This window comes from Rhizobium sp. NXC24 (assembly GCF_002944315.1).
Lineage (GTDB): Bacteria > Pseudomonadota > Alphaproteobacteria > Rhizobiales > Rhizobiaceae > Rhizobium.
In genome coordinates, this window is record NZ_CP024313.1 from 311237 (window position 1) to 325533 (window position 14297).

General features: G+C 55.8%; 8 protein-coding genes. 4 read left to right on the forward strand and 4 right to left on the reverse strand.

Features of this window, described 5'->3' with window-relative positions; translation table 11 throughout:
* Positions 1 to 79 precede the first annotated feature (79 nt).
* Positions 80 to 1435, forward strand: coding sequence for a Glu/Leu/Phe/Val dehydrogenase (locus NXC24_RS23270; RefSeq protein WP_104825945.1), 1356 nt, complete (start codon positions 80 to 82; stop codon positions 1433 to 1435).
* A gap of 160 nt (positions 1436 to 1595) precedes the next feature.
* On the opposite strand, the gene NXC24_RS23275 is transcribed toward NXC24_RS23270, so the two are convergent.
* The 4 genes from NXC24_RS23275 to NXC24_RS23290 all read right to left on the reverse strand — a co-directional run bounded on the left by NXC24_RS23275 (position 1596) and on the right by NXC24_RS23290 (position 6670).
* A complete protein-coding gene (locus NXC24_RS23275) occupies positions 1596 to 3071 on the reverse strand; it encodes an NAD-dependent succinate-semialdehyde dehydrogenase (protein ID WP_104825792.1) in 1476 nt (491 codons plus the stop codon).
* Between the two features lie 328 nt (positions 3072 to 3399).
* On the reverse strand, positions 3400 to 4689 hold the full coding sequence (gene gltA, locus NXC24_RS23280) for a citrate synthase (RefSeq protein WP_104825793.1): 1290 nt from the start codon (positions 4687 to 4689) through the stop codon (positions 3400 to 3402).
* Between the two features lie 144 nt (positions 4690 to 4833).
* Positions 4834 to 5013 carry a hypothetical protein gene (locus NXC24_RS23285; RefSeq protein ID WP_104825794.1) on the reverse strand — a complete coding sequence of 60 codons (180 nt, stop codon included), beginning with the start codon at positions 5011 to 5013 and terminating at the stop codon, positions 4834 to 4836.
* A gap of 64 nt (positions 5014 to 5077) precedes the next feature.
* The gene (locus NXC24_RS23290; protein ID WP_104825795.1) at positions 5078 to 6670 is read right to left on the reverse strand and encodes an isocitrate lyase; all 1593 of its coding nucleotides are present in this window, start codon (positions 6668 to 6670) and stop codon (positions 5078 to 5080) included.
* 124 nt (positions 6671 to 6794) lie between these two features.
* On the opposite strand from NXC24_RS23290, the gene NXC24_RS23295 reads away from it, so the two are divergent.
* From NXC24_RS23295 to NXC24_RS23305, 3 genes are all read left to right on the forward strand, one after another.
* The gene (locus NXC24_RS23295; RefSeq protein ID WP_104825796.1) at positions 6795 to 8192 is read left to right on the forward strand and encodes a helix-turn-helix transcriptional regulator; all 1398 of its coding nucleotides are present in this window, start codon (positions 6795 to 6797) and stop codon (positions 8190 to 8192) included.
* 317 nt (positions 8193 to 8509) lie between these two features.
* A complete protein-coding gene (locus NXC24_RS23300; protein ID WP_104825797.1) occupies positions 8510 to 10153 on the forward strand; it encodes an MFS transporter in 1644 nt (547 codons plus the stop codon).
* Between the two features lie 288 nt (positions 10154 to 10441).
* On the forward strand, positions 10442 to 14260 hold the full coding sequence (locus NXC24_RS23305) for an AAA family ATPase (RefSeq protein WP_158704537.1): 3819 nt from the start codon (positions 10442 to 10444) through the stop codon (positions 14258 to 14260).
* The last annotated feature ends 37 nt before the right edge of the window (positions 14261 to 14297 follow it).

Sequence of the window (14297 nt, forward strand, 5' to 3'; positions counted from 1 at the left end):
ACCACAACGCAACGTGCAAGCCGGAGAAACCAGCTCCGCAGGCTTCCTGGATAGCGTTGACCAAAACTTCCGTCATGCCATGACATTCCTCGATTTGCCGGATGGCCTGTCGGAACGGATCATGCAGTGCAATTCAACCTATACGGTTCGGTTCGGCGTTCGCCTGCGCGGCCGCATGTATAGCTTCATCGGCTGGCGATCGGTCCATAGCGAGCACTGCGAGCCGGTAAAGGGCGGCATTCGCTATGCGTCGAATGCCGACGCCGAAGAGGTGGAGGCGCTGGCGGCGCTGATGACGCTCAAATGTTCGCTGGTCGATGTGCCGTTCGGCGGCTCGAAGGGCGCCCTGAAGATCGACCCGCGCGAATGGACGCCGCAGGAGCTCGAGCGCATCACCCGCCGCTTCACCCAGGAGCTCAACAAACGTGGCCTGATCGGCCCGGGCGTCAACGTTCCGGCGCCCGACATTGGCACGGGCGAGCGAGAAATGGCCTGGATGATGGACGAGTTCCGCCGCGCCAACCCGACTGATGTCATCAATGCGCGGGCCTGCGTGACCGGCAAGCCGCTGTCGAAGGGCGGTATTGCCGGCCGCACCGAAGCAACCGGCCGAGGCGTTCAGTTCGCGATTCAGAGCTATCTCCGCGATCCGCGAACCGCCGGGTTGAACGGCAAGCGTGATCTGAAGGGTGCTGCGGTCATCGTTCAGGGCTTCGGCAATGTCGGCTATCATGCGGCAAAGTTCGTCTCCGAAGAAGACGGCGCCCGGGTTACCCTCGTCGCCGAACGCGACGGCTATGTCGCCAATGCCGATGGTCTGGCGATTGAGGCGCTGAAGCAGCATCAGATCAAGACCGGCAGCATCCTTGGCTTTGAAGGCGCCACCTCGTATCCGGGTGATATGACGGGCATCGAGCAGCCGTGCGACATTCTCATTCCGGCGGCGATGGAAAATGCCATCCATGCGGGGAATGCGGAGCGCGTCAAAGCGAACCTGGTCGTCGAAGCGGCCAACGGCCCGATCACCTTCGAGGCTGACAAGGTGCTTCGCACCCGTGGCGTTACCGTCCTTCCCGATCTTTACGTCAATGCCGGCGGTGTCGTCGTCAGTTACTTCGAGTGGGTGAAGAACCTGACGCATATTCCCTTCGGTCTGATGGAACGGCGCCGGCGCGAGCGGCGCAACCAGACGATCGCAACGGCGCTGGAACGCATGACGGGCAAGGAATTCCCCGCCGATATCCGCGACGAATTCCTCGAAGGCGGCGCCGAGATCGACCTCGTCCGGTCCGGCCTCGAAGACGTCATGCGCAGTACCTGGACACGCATCGCCGACCTCATCGAACAGCAACCGGAGCTCGGCGATTACCGAACCGCCGCCTATGTCGCGTCGATCCGGCAGATTGCCGATGCCTATGAAGCGATAGGTGTCTGACTACACGTAGGACAAGGGCTTCGGTTCTGCGATCAGTGGTTTGGGCTTTGAATTCGCCTCCCGAGCGACTTGGCTGTCGTCGAACAAGTTTTGACGGCAGCCCCTTTTTTGCGAGAGGCCGGCATTAACACCGTCAAATCGCGGGAAGCCGTAAGCCGCGTTAGAGGCCACCCAGGCACAGGTACTTCATTTCAAGATAGTCCTCGAGGCCGTGACGAGACCCCTCACGTCCAATGCCTGATTGCTTGATCCCTCCGAAGGGTGCAGCCTCTGACGACATGCGGCCAGTGTTGATGCCGACCATTCCGTATTCCAGCGCCTCGGCCACACGCCAGACCCGCTTGAGGTTTGAAGCATAGAAATAGGCGGCGAGGCCGTAGATCGTATCATTGGCCTCTCGCACGACTTGCTCCGGGTCTTCGAAACGGATGATTGGCGCCAGAGGACCGAAAGTCTCTTCCTGGGCGAGGCGCATTGAGCTGACGACATTTGTAATCACGGTCGGCTCAAAAAATATTCCGGACGTGCCGATCCGGCGTCCACCACATCGCACTATCGCCCCTTTTTTGACAGCGTCATCGACATGCGCTTCGATCTTTGTCAGAGCGTGATTGTCGATGAGAGGCCCGATGGCGGTGTCCGGTTCAAAGCCGTCGCCAACACGAAGTCTGCGCGCGTGCGCGGTGAACTTTTCAGCAAATTCGTCATAGACGCGCTTTTGGACGTACAGCCGATTGGCGGACACGCAAGTCTGGCCAGCATTGCGAAATTTCGCTTGGATCGCGCCATCGACGGCGGCGTCGATATCGGCGTCGTCGAAGACGATGAAAGGCGCATTTCCTCCGAGTTCGAAGCTGATGCGCTTGATCTGGTCAGAGCACTGGCGCATCAGCAATCGGCCGACTTCGGTCGATCCGGTGAAACTGATCTTTCGCACCTTGGAGTTGGAGCACAATTCACGACCGATAGCGTCACCCTCAGACGCATAGACCAGATTGAGAACGCCCTCGGGGAAGCCAGCTGCACGTGCGAGGGCGAACATGGCCCCGGCAACGAGAGGCGTTTGCTCAGCGGGTTTCAAGACAACGGTACAGCCGGCGGCAAGCGCCGGCGAAATCTTGCGCGCTACCATCGAGGCCGGGAAGTTCCAAGGGGTAATGGCGCCGACAACCCCGATTGGTTGCTTGATCACCAGCATGCGCCTGTCATTGGATGGGGCCGAGATGGTCTCGCCGTAAATCCGGTTTGCCTCTTCGGCGTACCATTGAAGATATGCCGCCGCGTGCAAGACTTCCGATTTCGCCTCTCCCAACGGCTTTCCCATCTCGGCCGTTAAGATCACCGCAAGATCGTCGCTATGTTCGAGGATCAGCCGGTGCCAGTTCCACAGTATGTCCGAGCGCTCCCGGGCCGTGAGCCCCGCCCAACCCGCTTGGGCAGCATGCGCCTTGTCAATGGCTACGGAAACCTCTTCAGCGCTCATATCCGGCACTTCGGCCAGCAGATCACCGGTGGACGGGTTAAAGACCGCAAAGCACTTCATAGATGTAGCTGCGTGCGCACTACACTCCAAGGTTAGGTGGAGGAATTGCTTCGGATTCCTCAGATGCCTCGTTAATGCAGGAGTGAGCGTCATCCCCGTTTTTCCTCTTCCGATCGTCAACGTCTATGGCTTTGTTCTTCCGAACGTTTATGCTGAAAGGGAGCGCCGGAGCAATGGTTGTTCATGATCGTTGCGGCTGCAGGCGGCGCGCAGCTTGCCTGAGGGCGATCAAGGCCTCTATTTTCACTTTTGCACCTTTCGGCAACGCCTTCCACCGCCAGCAGGAGTAGGGTCTTGACGAAGGAAGCATAGGTGGGATTGACGTGTGCGAAGGTCGCTGAGTTCAACGAGCAGAACGATCGTTTTCACCGAGGTCGGCCACCATTGAGGAGCCGGGCTTTCGTTTCATCACGGATGTCGTTCAACGCTTGGAAACCGGAACGTATTCGCGCTGCGGTTCGCCGGTATAGAGCTGGCGCGGGCGGCCGATACGCTGTTCCGGATCTTCGATCATCTCGTTCCACTGGGCGATCCAGCCGACGGTGCGGGCAAGCGCAAACAGCACCGTGAACATGGTCGTGGGGAAGCCGAGAGCCTTCAGCGTGATGCCGGAATAGAAGTCGACATTCGGGTAAAGCTTCTTCTCGATGAAATAGTCATCGGTCAGCGCGATACGCTCCAGTTCGATCGCGATGTCGAGCAGCGGATCGTCCTTAATGCCGAGTTCGCCGAGAACCTCGTGCGCCGTCTTCTGCATGATCTTGGCGCGCGGATCGTAGTTCTTGTAGACGCGATGACCGAAGCCCATCAGACGGAACGGATCGTTCTTGTCCTTGGCGCGGGCGATATATTCCGGAATGCGGTCAACCGTGCCGATTTCCGTCAGCATGTTGAGCGCAGCTTCGTTGGCGCCGCCGTGAGCGGGACCCCAGAGGCAGGCGATGCCGGCGGCGACGCAAGCGAAGGGATTGGCGCCGGAAGAGCCCGCGAGGCGAACCGTCGATGTCGACGCATTCTGCTCGTGATCGGCGTGCAGGATGAAGATGCGGTCCATGGCGCGGGCAAGCACCGGGTTGACCACATATTCTTCGCAGGGCACGGCAAAGCACATGCGCAGGAAGTTCGACGCATAATCGAGGTCGTTCTTCGGGTAAACGAAGGGCTGGCCGATATGGTACTTGTAAGCCATGGCGGCAAGCGTCGGCATCTTGGCGATCATGCGCAGGCTTGCGACCATGCGCTGGTGCGGATCGGTGATGTCGGTGGAGTCGTGATAGAAGGCCGACAGAGCGCCGACGCAGCCGCACATGACGGCCATCGGATGCGCATCGCGACGGAAGCCGGTGAAGAAGCGAGACATCTGTTCATGCACCATGGTGTGGTGCACGACCCGGTAATCGAAGTCCTTCTTCTGGGCTGCGGTCGGCAATTCGCCGTAGAGCAGCAGGTAACAGACTTCGAGGAAGTCGCCGTGTTCGGCAAGCTGTTCGATCGGATAACCGCGATGCAGCAGAACGCCTTCGTCGCCATCAATAAAGGTGATGCTGGATTCGCACGACGCAGTCGAAGTGAAGCCAGGATCGTAGGTGAACATCTTCGTCTGCTCGTAGAGCGATCCAATGTCGAGTACGCTCGGACCGATCGTGCTTGATCGAAGTTTCAATTCGGCACTATGGCCACCGACTACAACACAAGCATTGTTGTTATCCATGATATCTTTCCTCAGGGCCCGCTTGCTGGGATCTGACAGCTGCCGAATGAACGGATCGGTGTTGTCGAATATGGTTGCGCAGACGGGCCGTGATATGCAGTTCTTCGATCCCAATCGCCACGCGCTTACCGATAAGTCGCGATCTTACGTTATGCGGCCGAGCCGGTGATGAAGGTTTGAGTATTTTACTGCCACTGGCTCGTTTTTCACCACCTGCAGATAGTGGGCGACAGCGACCCGGATGAGCTCAAAGTCCTCTTGCGAAAAGACAGCCCGCGGTCGCTCCAGCAAGATCGGTTTCTTTTTCTCTTCGTCGTTCGACATCTCGTCCTCCGGTAAGGCAAGGGAACGCAGGCCTGCCGCGGATCCCTTGCCAGGTGGGTCTGCATCAGGCCGCAAATTGGTTCATCGTGTTACTCGCTCCGCCAGCCTTAAGCGCCGCCTCGCCAGCAAAATACTCTTTATGGTCGTCGCCCATGTCGGAACCGGCCATGTTCTGGTGCTTCACGCAGGCAATGCCCTGGCGAATCTCCTTTCGCTGGACGTTCGCCACATAGCCGAGCATGCCCTGCTCGCCGAAGTACTCCTTGGCGAGATTGTCCGTCGAGAGCGCCGCGGTGTGATAGGTTGGCAGCGTAATCAGGTGATGGAAAATGCCGGCGCGTTTGGAGGCGTCATGCTGGAAGGTCCTGATTTTTTCGTCTGCTTCAAGCGCCAAATCGCTGCCGTCATATTGTACGCTCATCAGCTTGGCCCTGTCGAACCCGGAGACGTCCCTTCCTTCCTTCTGCCAATCATCAAAGACCTGCTGTCGGAAATTCAGCGTCCAGTTAAAAGAGGGTGAATTATTATAGACTAGCTTGGCATTGGGGATGACCTGCCGGATGCGGTCCATCATGCCCGCGATTTGCTCGACGTGTGGCTTCTCGGTCTCGATCCACAGCAGGTCGGCGCCGTTGTTAAGGGCATTGATACAGTCGAGGACGCAGCGGTCGGCGCCGGTGCCTTCACGAAATTGATAAAGATTGGAACGCAGCCGCTTCGGCCGCAAGAGCTTCGAGCCGCGTGTGATCAGGACGTCGCCGTTATTGAGTGGCTCGCCGCTGACGTCGTCGCAATCCAGAAAGTCGTTGTACTGGTCGCCGATGTCGCCTTCGCTGGCGCTGAAGGCAATCTGCTTCGTAAGGCCTGCGCCGAGTGAATCGGTGCGGGCGACGATGATGCCGTCGTCGATGCCGAGCTCAAGAAACGCGTAGCGGCATGCGCGGATCTTGGCGACGAATTCCTCGTGAGGGATGGTCACCTTCCCATCCTGATGGCCGCACTGCTTTTCGTCGGAGACCTGGTTCTCGATCTGCAGCGCGCAGGCGCCGGCTTCGATCATTTTTTTTGCCAGCAGGTAGGTTGCTTCGGCATTTCCGAAACCTGCATCGATATCAGCAATGATCGGAATGACGTGGGTTTGATGATTGTCGACCGCCTGAACCAGCTGCTGTTCCCGCGCCTGGTCACCCTGCGCCCGGGCTTTGTCGATTTCCCTGAACAACATGCCGAGTTCGCGTGCGTCTGCCTGGCGCAAGAAAGTGTAGATCTCCTCGACAAGGGTCGGCACGCTCGTTTTCTCATGCATGGACTGGTCGGGAAGCGGCCCGAACTGCGATCGGAGTGCCGCAACCATCCAACCTGAGAGATAGATGTAACGGCGCTCCGTCGTGCCGAAATGCTTTTTCAGCGAGATGACTTTCTGCTGGGCAATAAATCCATGCCAGCATCCAAGCGACTGCGTATATTTGCTCGGGTCCTGATCGTAGGCGGCCATGTCACGACGCATGATCGCAGCGGTATAGCGTGCAATGTCCAGACCGGTTCTGAATCTGTTCTGAAGCCGCATGCGAGCGACAGCTTCGGCCGTGAGGCCGGACCATGCGTGGTTCTCGGCAATCAAGGTTTTGGCTCCTTCGATACTATCTGAATACGACATTCACTCCTCCAAGGCGTCGGCCAGTTGTGTGCACTGCAATAGCGGGTCGCGGTCTTCTTTTCAGCCTGCGCATTGTGATGTTGTCAAACTTTACAAGATTAGTTTGTAATGCTGTAATCAGTGTATGGAAAAGCACGGCGTTTATCTCGGCCCGCGTCTTCGACGGTTGCGGAAGAATCTCGGCCTCACTCAGGCCGACATGGCATCTGACCTGGAGGTCTCCCCTTCTTATGTCGCGCTCATGGAGGGAAACCAGCGACCAGTTACGGCCGAGATTCTTCTGCGACTTGCGAAGACCTACAAGCTCGACATGTCGCTCTTTGCCGACGACGGCACGCCCGAGGTCCTTGCGCGACTGCAATCGACCATGAAGGACCCGATTTTCAGCGGTATAGAGATATCACCGCTCGAAGTCGCAGACGTGCTGAGCAGCTTTCCTGGATTTGCAGAAGCGATGCTGCGCCTTTACACCTCGTACAAGGAGGAGCAGGTTGTTCTTGCAGATCAACGACAGGTCGCACGTGACCGAGGGATCGATGAAGGAGCAGATCCTGTTGCGGGCGTGCGACGGTTCCTTGCCGCTCGACGCAATTGCTTCCCCGGCCTCGATGTCGCGGCAGAAAAGTTGGCTACTGCGGTGACGGAGGCCGGCGGCCTTCCATCCTATCTCGCGCAACGTCACAATCTTCGAGTGAGACGATTGCCAACGGAGATCATGTCAGGATCGGTCCGCCGACTGGACCGACATAGGCACGAGGTTCTGCTTGACGACTGCTTGGATCTGGCAAGCCAAAACTTTCAACTTGCACAGCAACTCGCCTATCTCGAATGCGACGGCGACATTCAAAAATTCGTTCAAGAAGGCAATCTCGCGACAGAGAGCGCGCAACGATTAGCCCACCGGGCGCTCGCCGGCTACTTTGCAGCAGCTGTCGTCATGCCCTATACGCAATTTGCCAAAGCCGTTGAAGCGCGTCGCTATGATGTCGAGGCGCTCTCGCGTCAATTTGGCACCAGTTTCGAACAGACGGCACATCGGCTGACGACACTACAGAAGCCCGGACAAGAGCGGATCCCGTTCTTCTTTATCCGTGTGGATGCAGCGGGGAATGTCTCCAAGCGCCTGGACAGCGCCAATTTTCCCTTCGCCCGACATGGCGGTGGTTGCCCTCTGTGGACGTTGCACCAGGTTTTTACAACGCCGAGGACGGTGGTAACGCAGTGGCTGGAGTTGCCGGATGGCCAACTATTTTTTTCGATCGCTCGAACGGTAAGTTCCGGAGGAGGTGCCTTTGAACTTCCGCGCGTCGATCGGGCTGTGGCGCTGGTTTGCGAAGGCAGCCACGTCCAACGTCTTGTCTATCATAAGGACGCTAAGTCCGTTGTGCCGACGCCCATCGGCATTACCTGCCGTCTTTGCCAACGCGAGAGTTGCACATCCCGGTCCGAACCACCAATCGGCCGACAGATCTTGCCTGATCATTACCGTCGCACGGACGCGCCATTTGGGTTTTCCGACTGAGGGCGACGGCCGCAGGAAGTGCGCCCTCTGTTGTACTGGCGCCAAGGTGGAACGACTTCGGATTGACTCCGCCGCTCAATCGGGCAGCAGAGGTACGTCACTCCCAAAGTGACACTCTTTTATCCTAAAAGCTTCCCGTAAATAGCGTCGTCAAGCGCTCGATTAACGCAGGTTTTCTGCATGATCAGGCTGTGATACGCCGCCCTTTGCAATAAGCGAATGGGTAATGTGGTCCACACTAACTGAGCGCTGGGGTGAACCGCAACCAACCTCCCGACCGCTGGTCGGCGTGATGGCTAACACGAGACAATTCGCGAATGTCGTCGAAAGATAATACTGCTTCATCAACGTTGTCGGCGCCGCTGACAAATCCTACGTTTCGCGCAATCTGGATCGCCAATCAGTTCTCCAGTCTCGGCTGGTTAATGCAAGCGGTCGCGATCAGTTGGCTGATGGCGACCATTTCGACCTCGGATGTGATGGTCGCATTGGTCCAGGCCTCTTCAACCTCACCTGCATTCTTTATGGCCATTTTCGTCGGGGCGATCGCTGACAACTTTAGCCGACGTAAGGTGATGATCATTGGCCGAAGCCTTATGATGACCGCGTCCGCCATGCTCACGCTTTCCATTGCTTTCGGCGTAAGTGAGCCCTGGATCATCCTCGGTTTCAGCTTTCTGGCTGGCTGCGGCATTGCTCTCCACGATCCCGCCTGGCAGGCATCCGTCGGCGATATCGTCGAACGGCCCCAGCTGCCGGCAGCGGTCACGCTTATTTCTGTCGGGTTCAATACCGTTCGCAGTGTCGGTCCCGCACTGGGAGGGGTCGTCGTTGCCTCAGCGGGGCCTCTTTTTGCCTTTGGGATTGCGACATTTGGTTTTGCAGTTCCGCTGATCACCTTGTGGCAAAATAAATGGAAAACGCTTTCCTCATCCTTGCCGCGTGAGGCGATGTTCACGGCTATCTATGATGGCTTGCGCTTCACCGCTATGTCGTCAGAAATTAAGGCCACCATCGCCCGAGGCGCATTGTTCGGTTTGGCAAGCACGTCCATCTTGGCGCTTCTGCCGCTGGTCGCCCGCGATCAGTTGCATACCGATGCAGTTGGATTTGGCGTCCTCATGGGTGGTTTCGGGGCAGGCGCCTTTCTTGGCGGGATCTCAAACCCTTGGTTCAGGCAAATGCTGACGCAAGAGATGCTGATTACGCTTGCCTGCATAGCATTGGCAACGTGTTCGTTTTTGCTCACCTTCACCTCGTCCCTTACCTTCGCAACGATTGCGCTCGCCTTCGGCGGCGCTGGGTGGGTTACCGCCTGGTCGGGGCTTGGTGTAAACGTCCAACTGGCCAGTCCGCGCTGGATCACGGGCCGGACCATCTCCATTTACAGCGCGTTGACGAATGGAGGTATTGCAGCCGGCAGCTGGCTTTGGGGGACGGTTGCACAGAGCCAATCGCTCTCGGTCGCATTTGGCTGCTCCACGGGCGCCATACTGATGGTGGCGGCGCTCGGATTGAAGTTGCCGATCAGCAACCGTTCTGAATCGGAGCTTGAACCATCTGGAAACTTCAGCGCTCCCACGGTCGCCCTTGATCTGAAGCCGAGAAGCGGCCCCATCCTAATTATCACTGAATACTCCATACCCGAGCAGAACATCGATTTGTTCCTTGAGATCATGCGTGAACGGCGGCACGCCCAAAGCCGCGTTGGTGCTCGTCATTGGACACTCACCCGGGACGTTGGGCAGACATCGCGGTGGATAGAGACATATCGAACTCCCACGTGGACCGACTATCGCAGGCTTCATCATCGCTACACGTCGGCTGACACGCAGTTGGATCAGGAACTCCTAAGGCTGAGCACAGACGGATGTCCTTCGCGAACAACCATTCTGATTGAGCGACCGACGGGAGCGGTCCGCAAGTCTTATCCGACAGTTCCCTATGTCTCGCAGAAGTGAGCGTCCTCGGAAGGGAGGGTAAATTGATGGCATTCCGGAGAAAGTGGTACGAGAAATTTGAATTTCCTCAAGTCAGCCGCACTTTTTAGAAAAATCAATATGTTAAGTTCGATCTGCTGCGAAGCAGCAGCAACGGGGTGATGTAGCAGTTATGGAAAGCTACGCGATTCGAGCCAATGTCGAATTCCATGCCTGCAGTCAAAAAACTTGGAGTGCCGAGCAGGTGGATATTGAAACTTCATTTTTTCTAATGCAGGTTGTGATTGCGACATGCGTCGGGAGGATTTCGTGAGCAGGCTTACGAAGTTGGAGATCGAAAGGCGGCTCCTATCGGGATTATCGCTTAGTTGGAAAGACTCTGCAGGTAAAAGCAACTCGATAAAACTCGAGACCCCAGCTGCACGCCGCCTTTTCCAGTTTCTTTTAAGATCCGATGTTCGATCGCCTACAGAATTGCCTAACGTCTTCATCGATGGCCTGCAAGGCGAAATCAGTGGCGAATACGACCCAGCCGATACCCATGGAGAAGCAGGGGAAAATCTTGGTCTTTTCAGCTGGAAACTAAAGTCGATTCTTACAGAAGGTTTTGGAGGCATAAATGTTTGGGCGGGTGCCCCGTTTGAATACAGTTTCGATCGACAAAGCTTACTTATCGAAGGGCCAAACGGTAGTGGAAAGTCGTCGTTAATTGGTGCCATACTCTGGACCCTCTCAGGGGAGCGGCTGCGGGATCAGACCAAGAGCCTGCCACATGCCCTTCAGCCGGTGTTTGGAGAAAATCAAAAGCCTATTGGAAGCTGGCCCCCAATCGCGACCTATCCCCCGACCGAAATTGACCTAACCCGCTCTCCGAAAGTAAGAGTTGAGTTGGTATTTGAGAATGAGAACGGAGAGATTGCTCGCGTTGAGCGGCGGTTAGAAAACGGCGACATCAGCGTGAATGCGGACCCGTTGCTGTACTTGCCCGATGTGCTTATCGAGACAAGCTTACTGATGCCGTCTCGATTGCCTCTCCTCAGATTAGATGAAGGTGCTGGTCAACTCACGTCGGCAGTCCAGAAGCTTACCGGACTCGATGACCTAATCGCGTTAGGAGCGTTAGTGTCTGGACTTTGCAATGGCGGCCGAGAATACCTTTCATATCGAAAGAAAGAACTCGCGTTGGAGCGGGTTAAATTTGATCGTGCTTTGGTAGATTGTGAAGCGTCTCTGAAGTCAATCGACGTTACGATCCCCGGTTTTGCTCCATCAGATACCAAACGTTCGGAGAGCAAAGCGAAGGCATTTGGAAAGGAACTTGTTGCCAAAGCGGCGGAACTTACGGAAGCGGTTCGCGACGATTTATCGCCGGACCTCGAGCTTAGTAAGCTGGCAGTTCAGACCCAAGTTTCGGCGGCACTTGAGGCAACCCGAAGCGAGCTCGGAAAAGGCCTTCAGTCTCTTGCGAGTTGGAATGATCTTGAGACCGTTCACGGCGCTTTGGATGATGAAACAGTTACGGCCATTGAAGTCGCGATCGATATTGCTATTGCTGCGACGAAAGATGCAGTTGGGCTGTTGGCTAGAAGTCAGGTTGATAATCGTTTTCGGCTAAAGGCGATGGCCGCCCGGTGGCATGTTGACCATGCAATCGGACCAATCGACGATTGCCCACTTTGCCAACGAGTCCTGCAGTCTCCAGAATTGAAAAAGGAGCTGGAAGGATTCCGCGCCTTAGGTGAACTTGCGACGCGTCAATTCGAAGACAATATGAACCTTATTGCTGGCGAATTAGATAGAGCCGTGCCTTCTACCTTCAGGCGCTTTGGTGAAAATTTCTTGGCTTCGGGGCCTAGTTTTGCATTGGCGCGAGATTTCACTAAAAAATACATAGATGCACCTAATGTCTCTGAAATCTTGCATGGATTCAAAAGACTAGCGGGCGAGGCGCTGAAAAGCATCCCACAGAGCAACTTTGACTATGCCGTAGAACAACCTGTCGAAGATGCTGCAACGCCATCGGTGAATCGTAAAATTGAAACGTTACGTCGTTTTATAGCTCTAGCGAAATGGTACCGGGATAATGCTGCTGATTGGCTAGGTTGGTGGAACAGAAATGCCTTGCCGAGGCCCACCACATCGCCAGAGGCGGTTGAGACCCTCGGAGAATATCTAGGAAGGTTGGCTGATGCTTTGCGTGAAGCCGAGCCTTATAGAAAGGCAGCGGTCGCCATGCGTGATGCCTGGTCAGCTGGGCTCGTAGTGTCGGAAATAGAGGACGAGCAAGAGAGGCGAAAAGCGGTTTCGAACGAGATCGGCCCACTGAAAGACCTTTCCTCATTAGCCGAATCCGTGGCCCGGGATGCAATTAATGATTTATCTGGTCGTATTGCAGCGACTTTAGATCGCATCCATTTGGCTGAGAACCTAAAGTTCAAGGATACAAGCCTTCGCAAGAAGGATGGACTGACAGTATTTGGGAACCTTGTCAGCGACTATCGGATTGACGCAACGCTCGTGGCGAATACGTCTTGGCTACGTGCAGTTTTGTGGGCTTTTATTTTTGCACTGCGCGAAGAAGCGCTTGAACAGCTGGGAAAAGATGGACTGCCGCTATTTCTCTTTGACGATCCGCAGACGACATTTGACCCCGACCATCGCCATAGATGGTGCCAGCATGTCGCAGCGATGCAGCAAGCACCACGTGACATGCAAGTTATACTCGCGACCCACGACCCGCATTTTGTGGAATTGATAAAAATTGGAGGCGTGACTGGTCGCGAAGCGATGATTGCCTCGGCGCATAAAGACATAGGTTATCTTGCAATCATCGAGGGTGATGCACTCGCAAGACGCTGGGATGATTTTAAGAGCCACCCAACGCCACTAGGCGGTCGAGATTACATCGGCAAAGTTCGTGAACACGTCGAAGGCCTGCTGCGTATTATGCTACGCGCTGAGGACGCAAATGTCTCCGCTGTAGGCAGAGGATTCACTATCGGTGACGCCCGAAGTAAGATCGAGCATCTCCATGCAAAGGGTTTCGCCCCTTGGGACAGAAGTGAATTTAAAGCGCTTACGAAGTCGCTGCATCAGAACCTGACATCCATCAAGCACATGGAAATGGCCCATCATGCAAGTGGACTTGCGCTTGGTATCGCGGAGGCTGAAGACGTCGAGAAGCATTGGAGGAAAGAGCTTCGACCAGCAATCGAAGCTTGCAGCGCAATATCCCGTGAGTACCGACTCCTGCATGCTCCGTACACGGCGCTGTTCAGCCCACCACCAAGCATATCTTTGCCTAATGGCTATAAGTCTTCTGTTCGGAAAATGAAGCTTGAGATTATTGGACGCGCCGCGGCGCTTAGCGGTGGACGAGCAGCGGATGGGATGTTTCAATCATCTGGGTTCGACTCCGCCACGTCTAAAAAGATCGTCTTGGCACAACACGCAGCCTATCGATGTGTCTCCTCAACTCTGGAGCCTGTTGCAAAGGTCGGTGACATTGTTCTTGTAAAGGATGCTGCCGAGCCATCCGCGAAATCGCTCGTCATTGCGATAAGCGGCGGCAAACTTTTGGCTCGTAGATTTGAGATTGCGGACAATCACAGCGACGTTGCGGTTTTGACAGCGCAGGCTATTAACCCTCGAAATATAGCGCCGCCAATAATTGCTAAAAAGGCTACTTTGACGCTCCACAAAGTGGTCGGTGTGCTTTATCAGCGCTTCAACTGGGTTTTTCAAGGCAGCGATCACGAGGTTTCCGACTGTGGTGGGACATCGGCTATCGATCAGATTGCTGAGGAAACTATTGGATTGATCGAGGTGGTCGGACAAAGTGCCGAGCCTTTTGCGCTAGACAAGCAACATCTGATGATCTTGCCGGAACTGCAGTCGCTGGCATCTCTGTCGCAGCTCGACGGTCGCCCTGTCGTCGCCTGCGACGCCGATGATAATTATTACTTCAAAAGGCTGCGCTTTACTAATGACGCCTCAACATTGGTCTTGGAAAGTTTAGATAGCGGGGGGGATCATGGTCCAATCGTGCTGGCTGCGCCGGGCTTCGAGGGAAATAGCCTTCGTAGAGTTTGGCCGGTAGCGGGAGTGCTTTTTGAACTTCCAAATTGAGATGCTAGATCTGGTTGACCCCATATGTCTTTAGAAT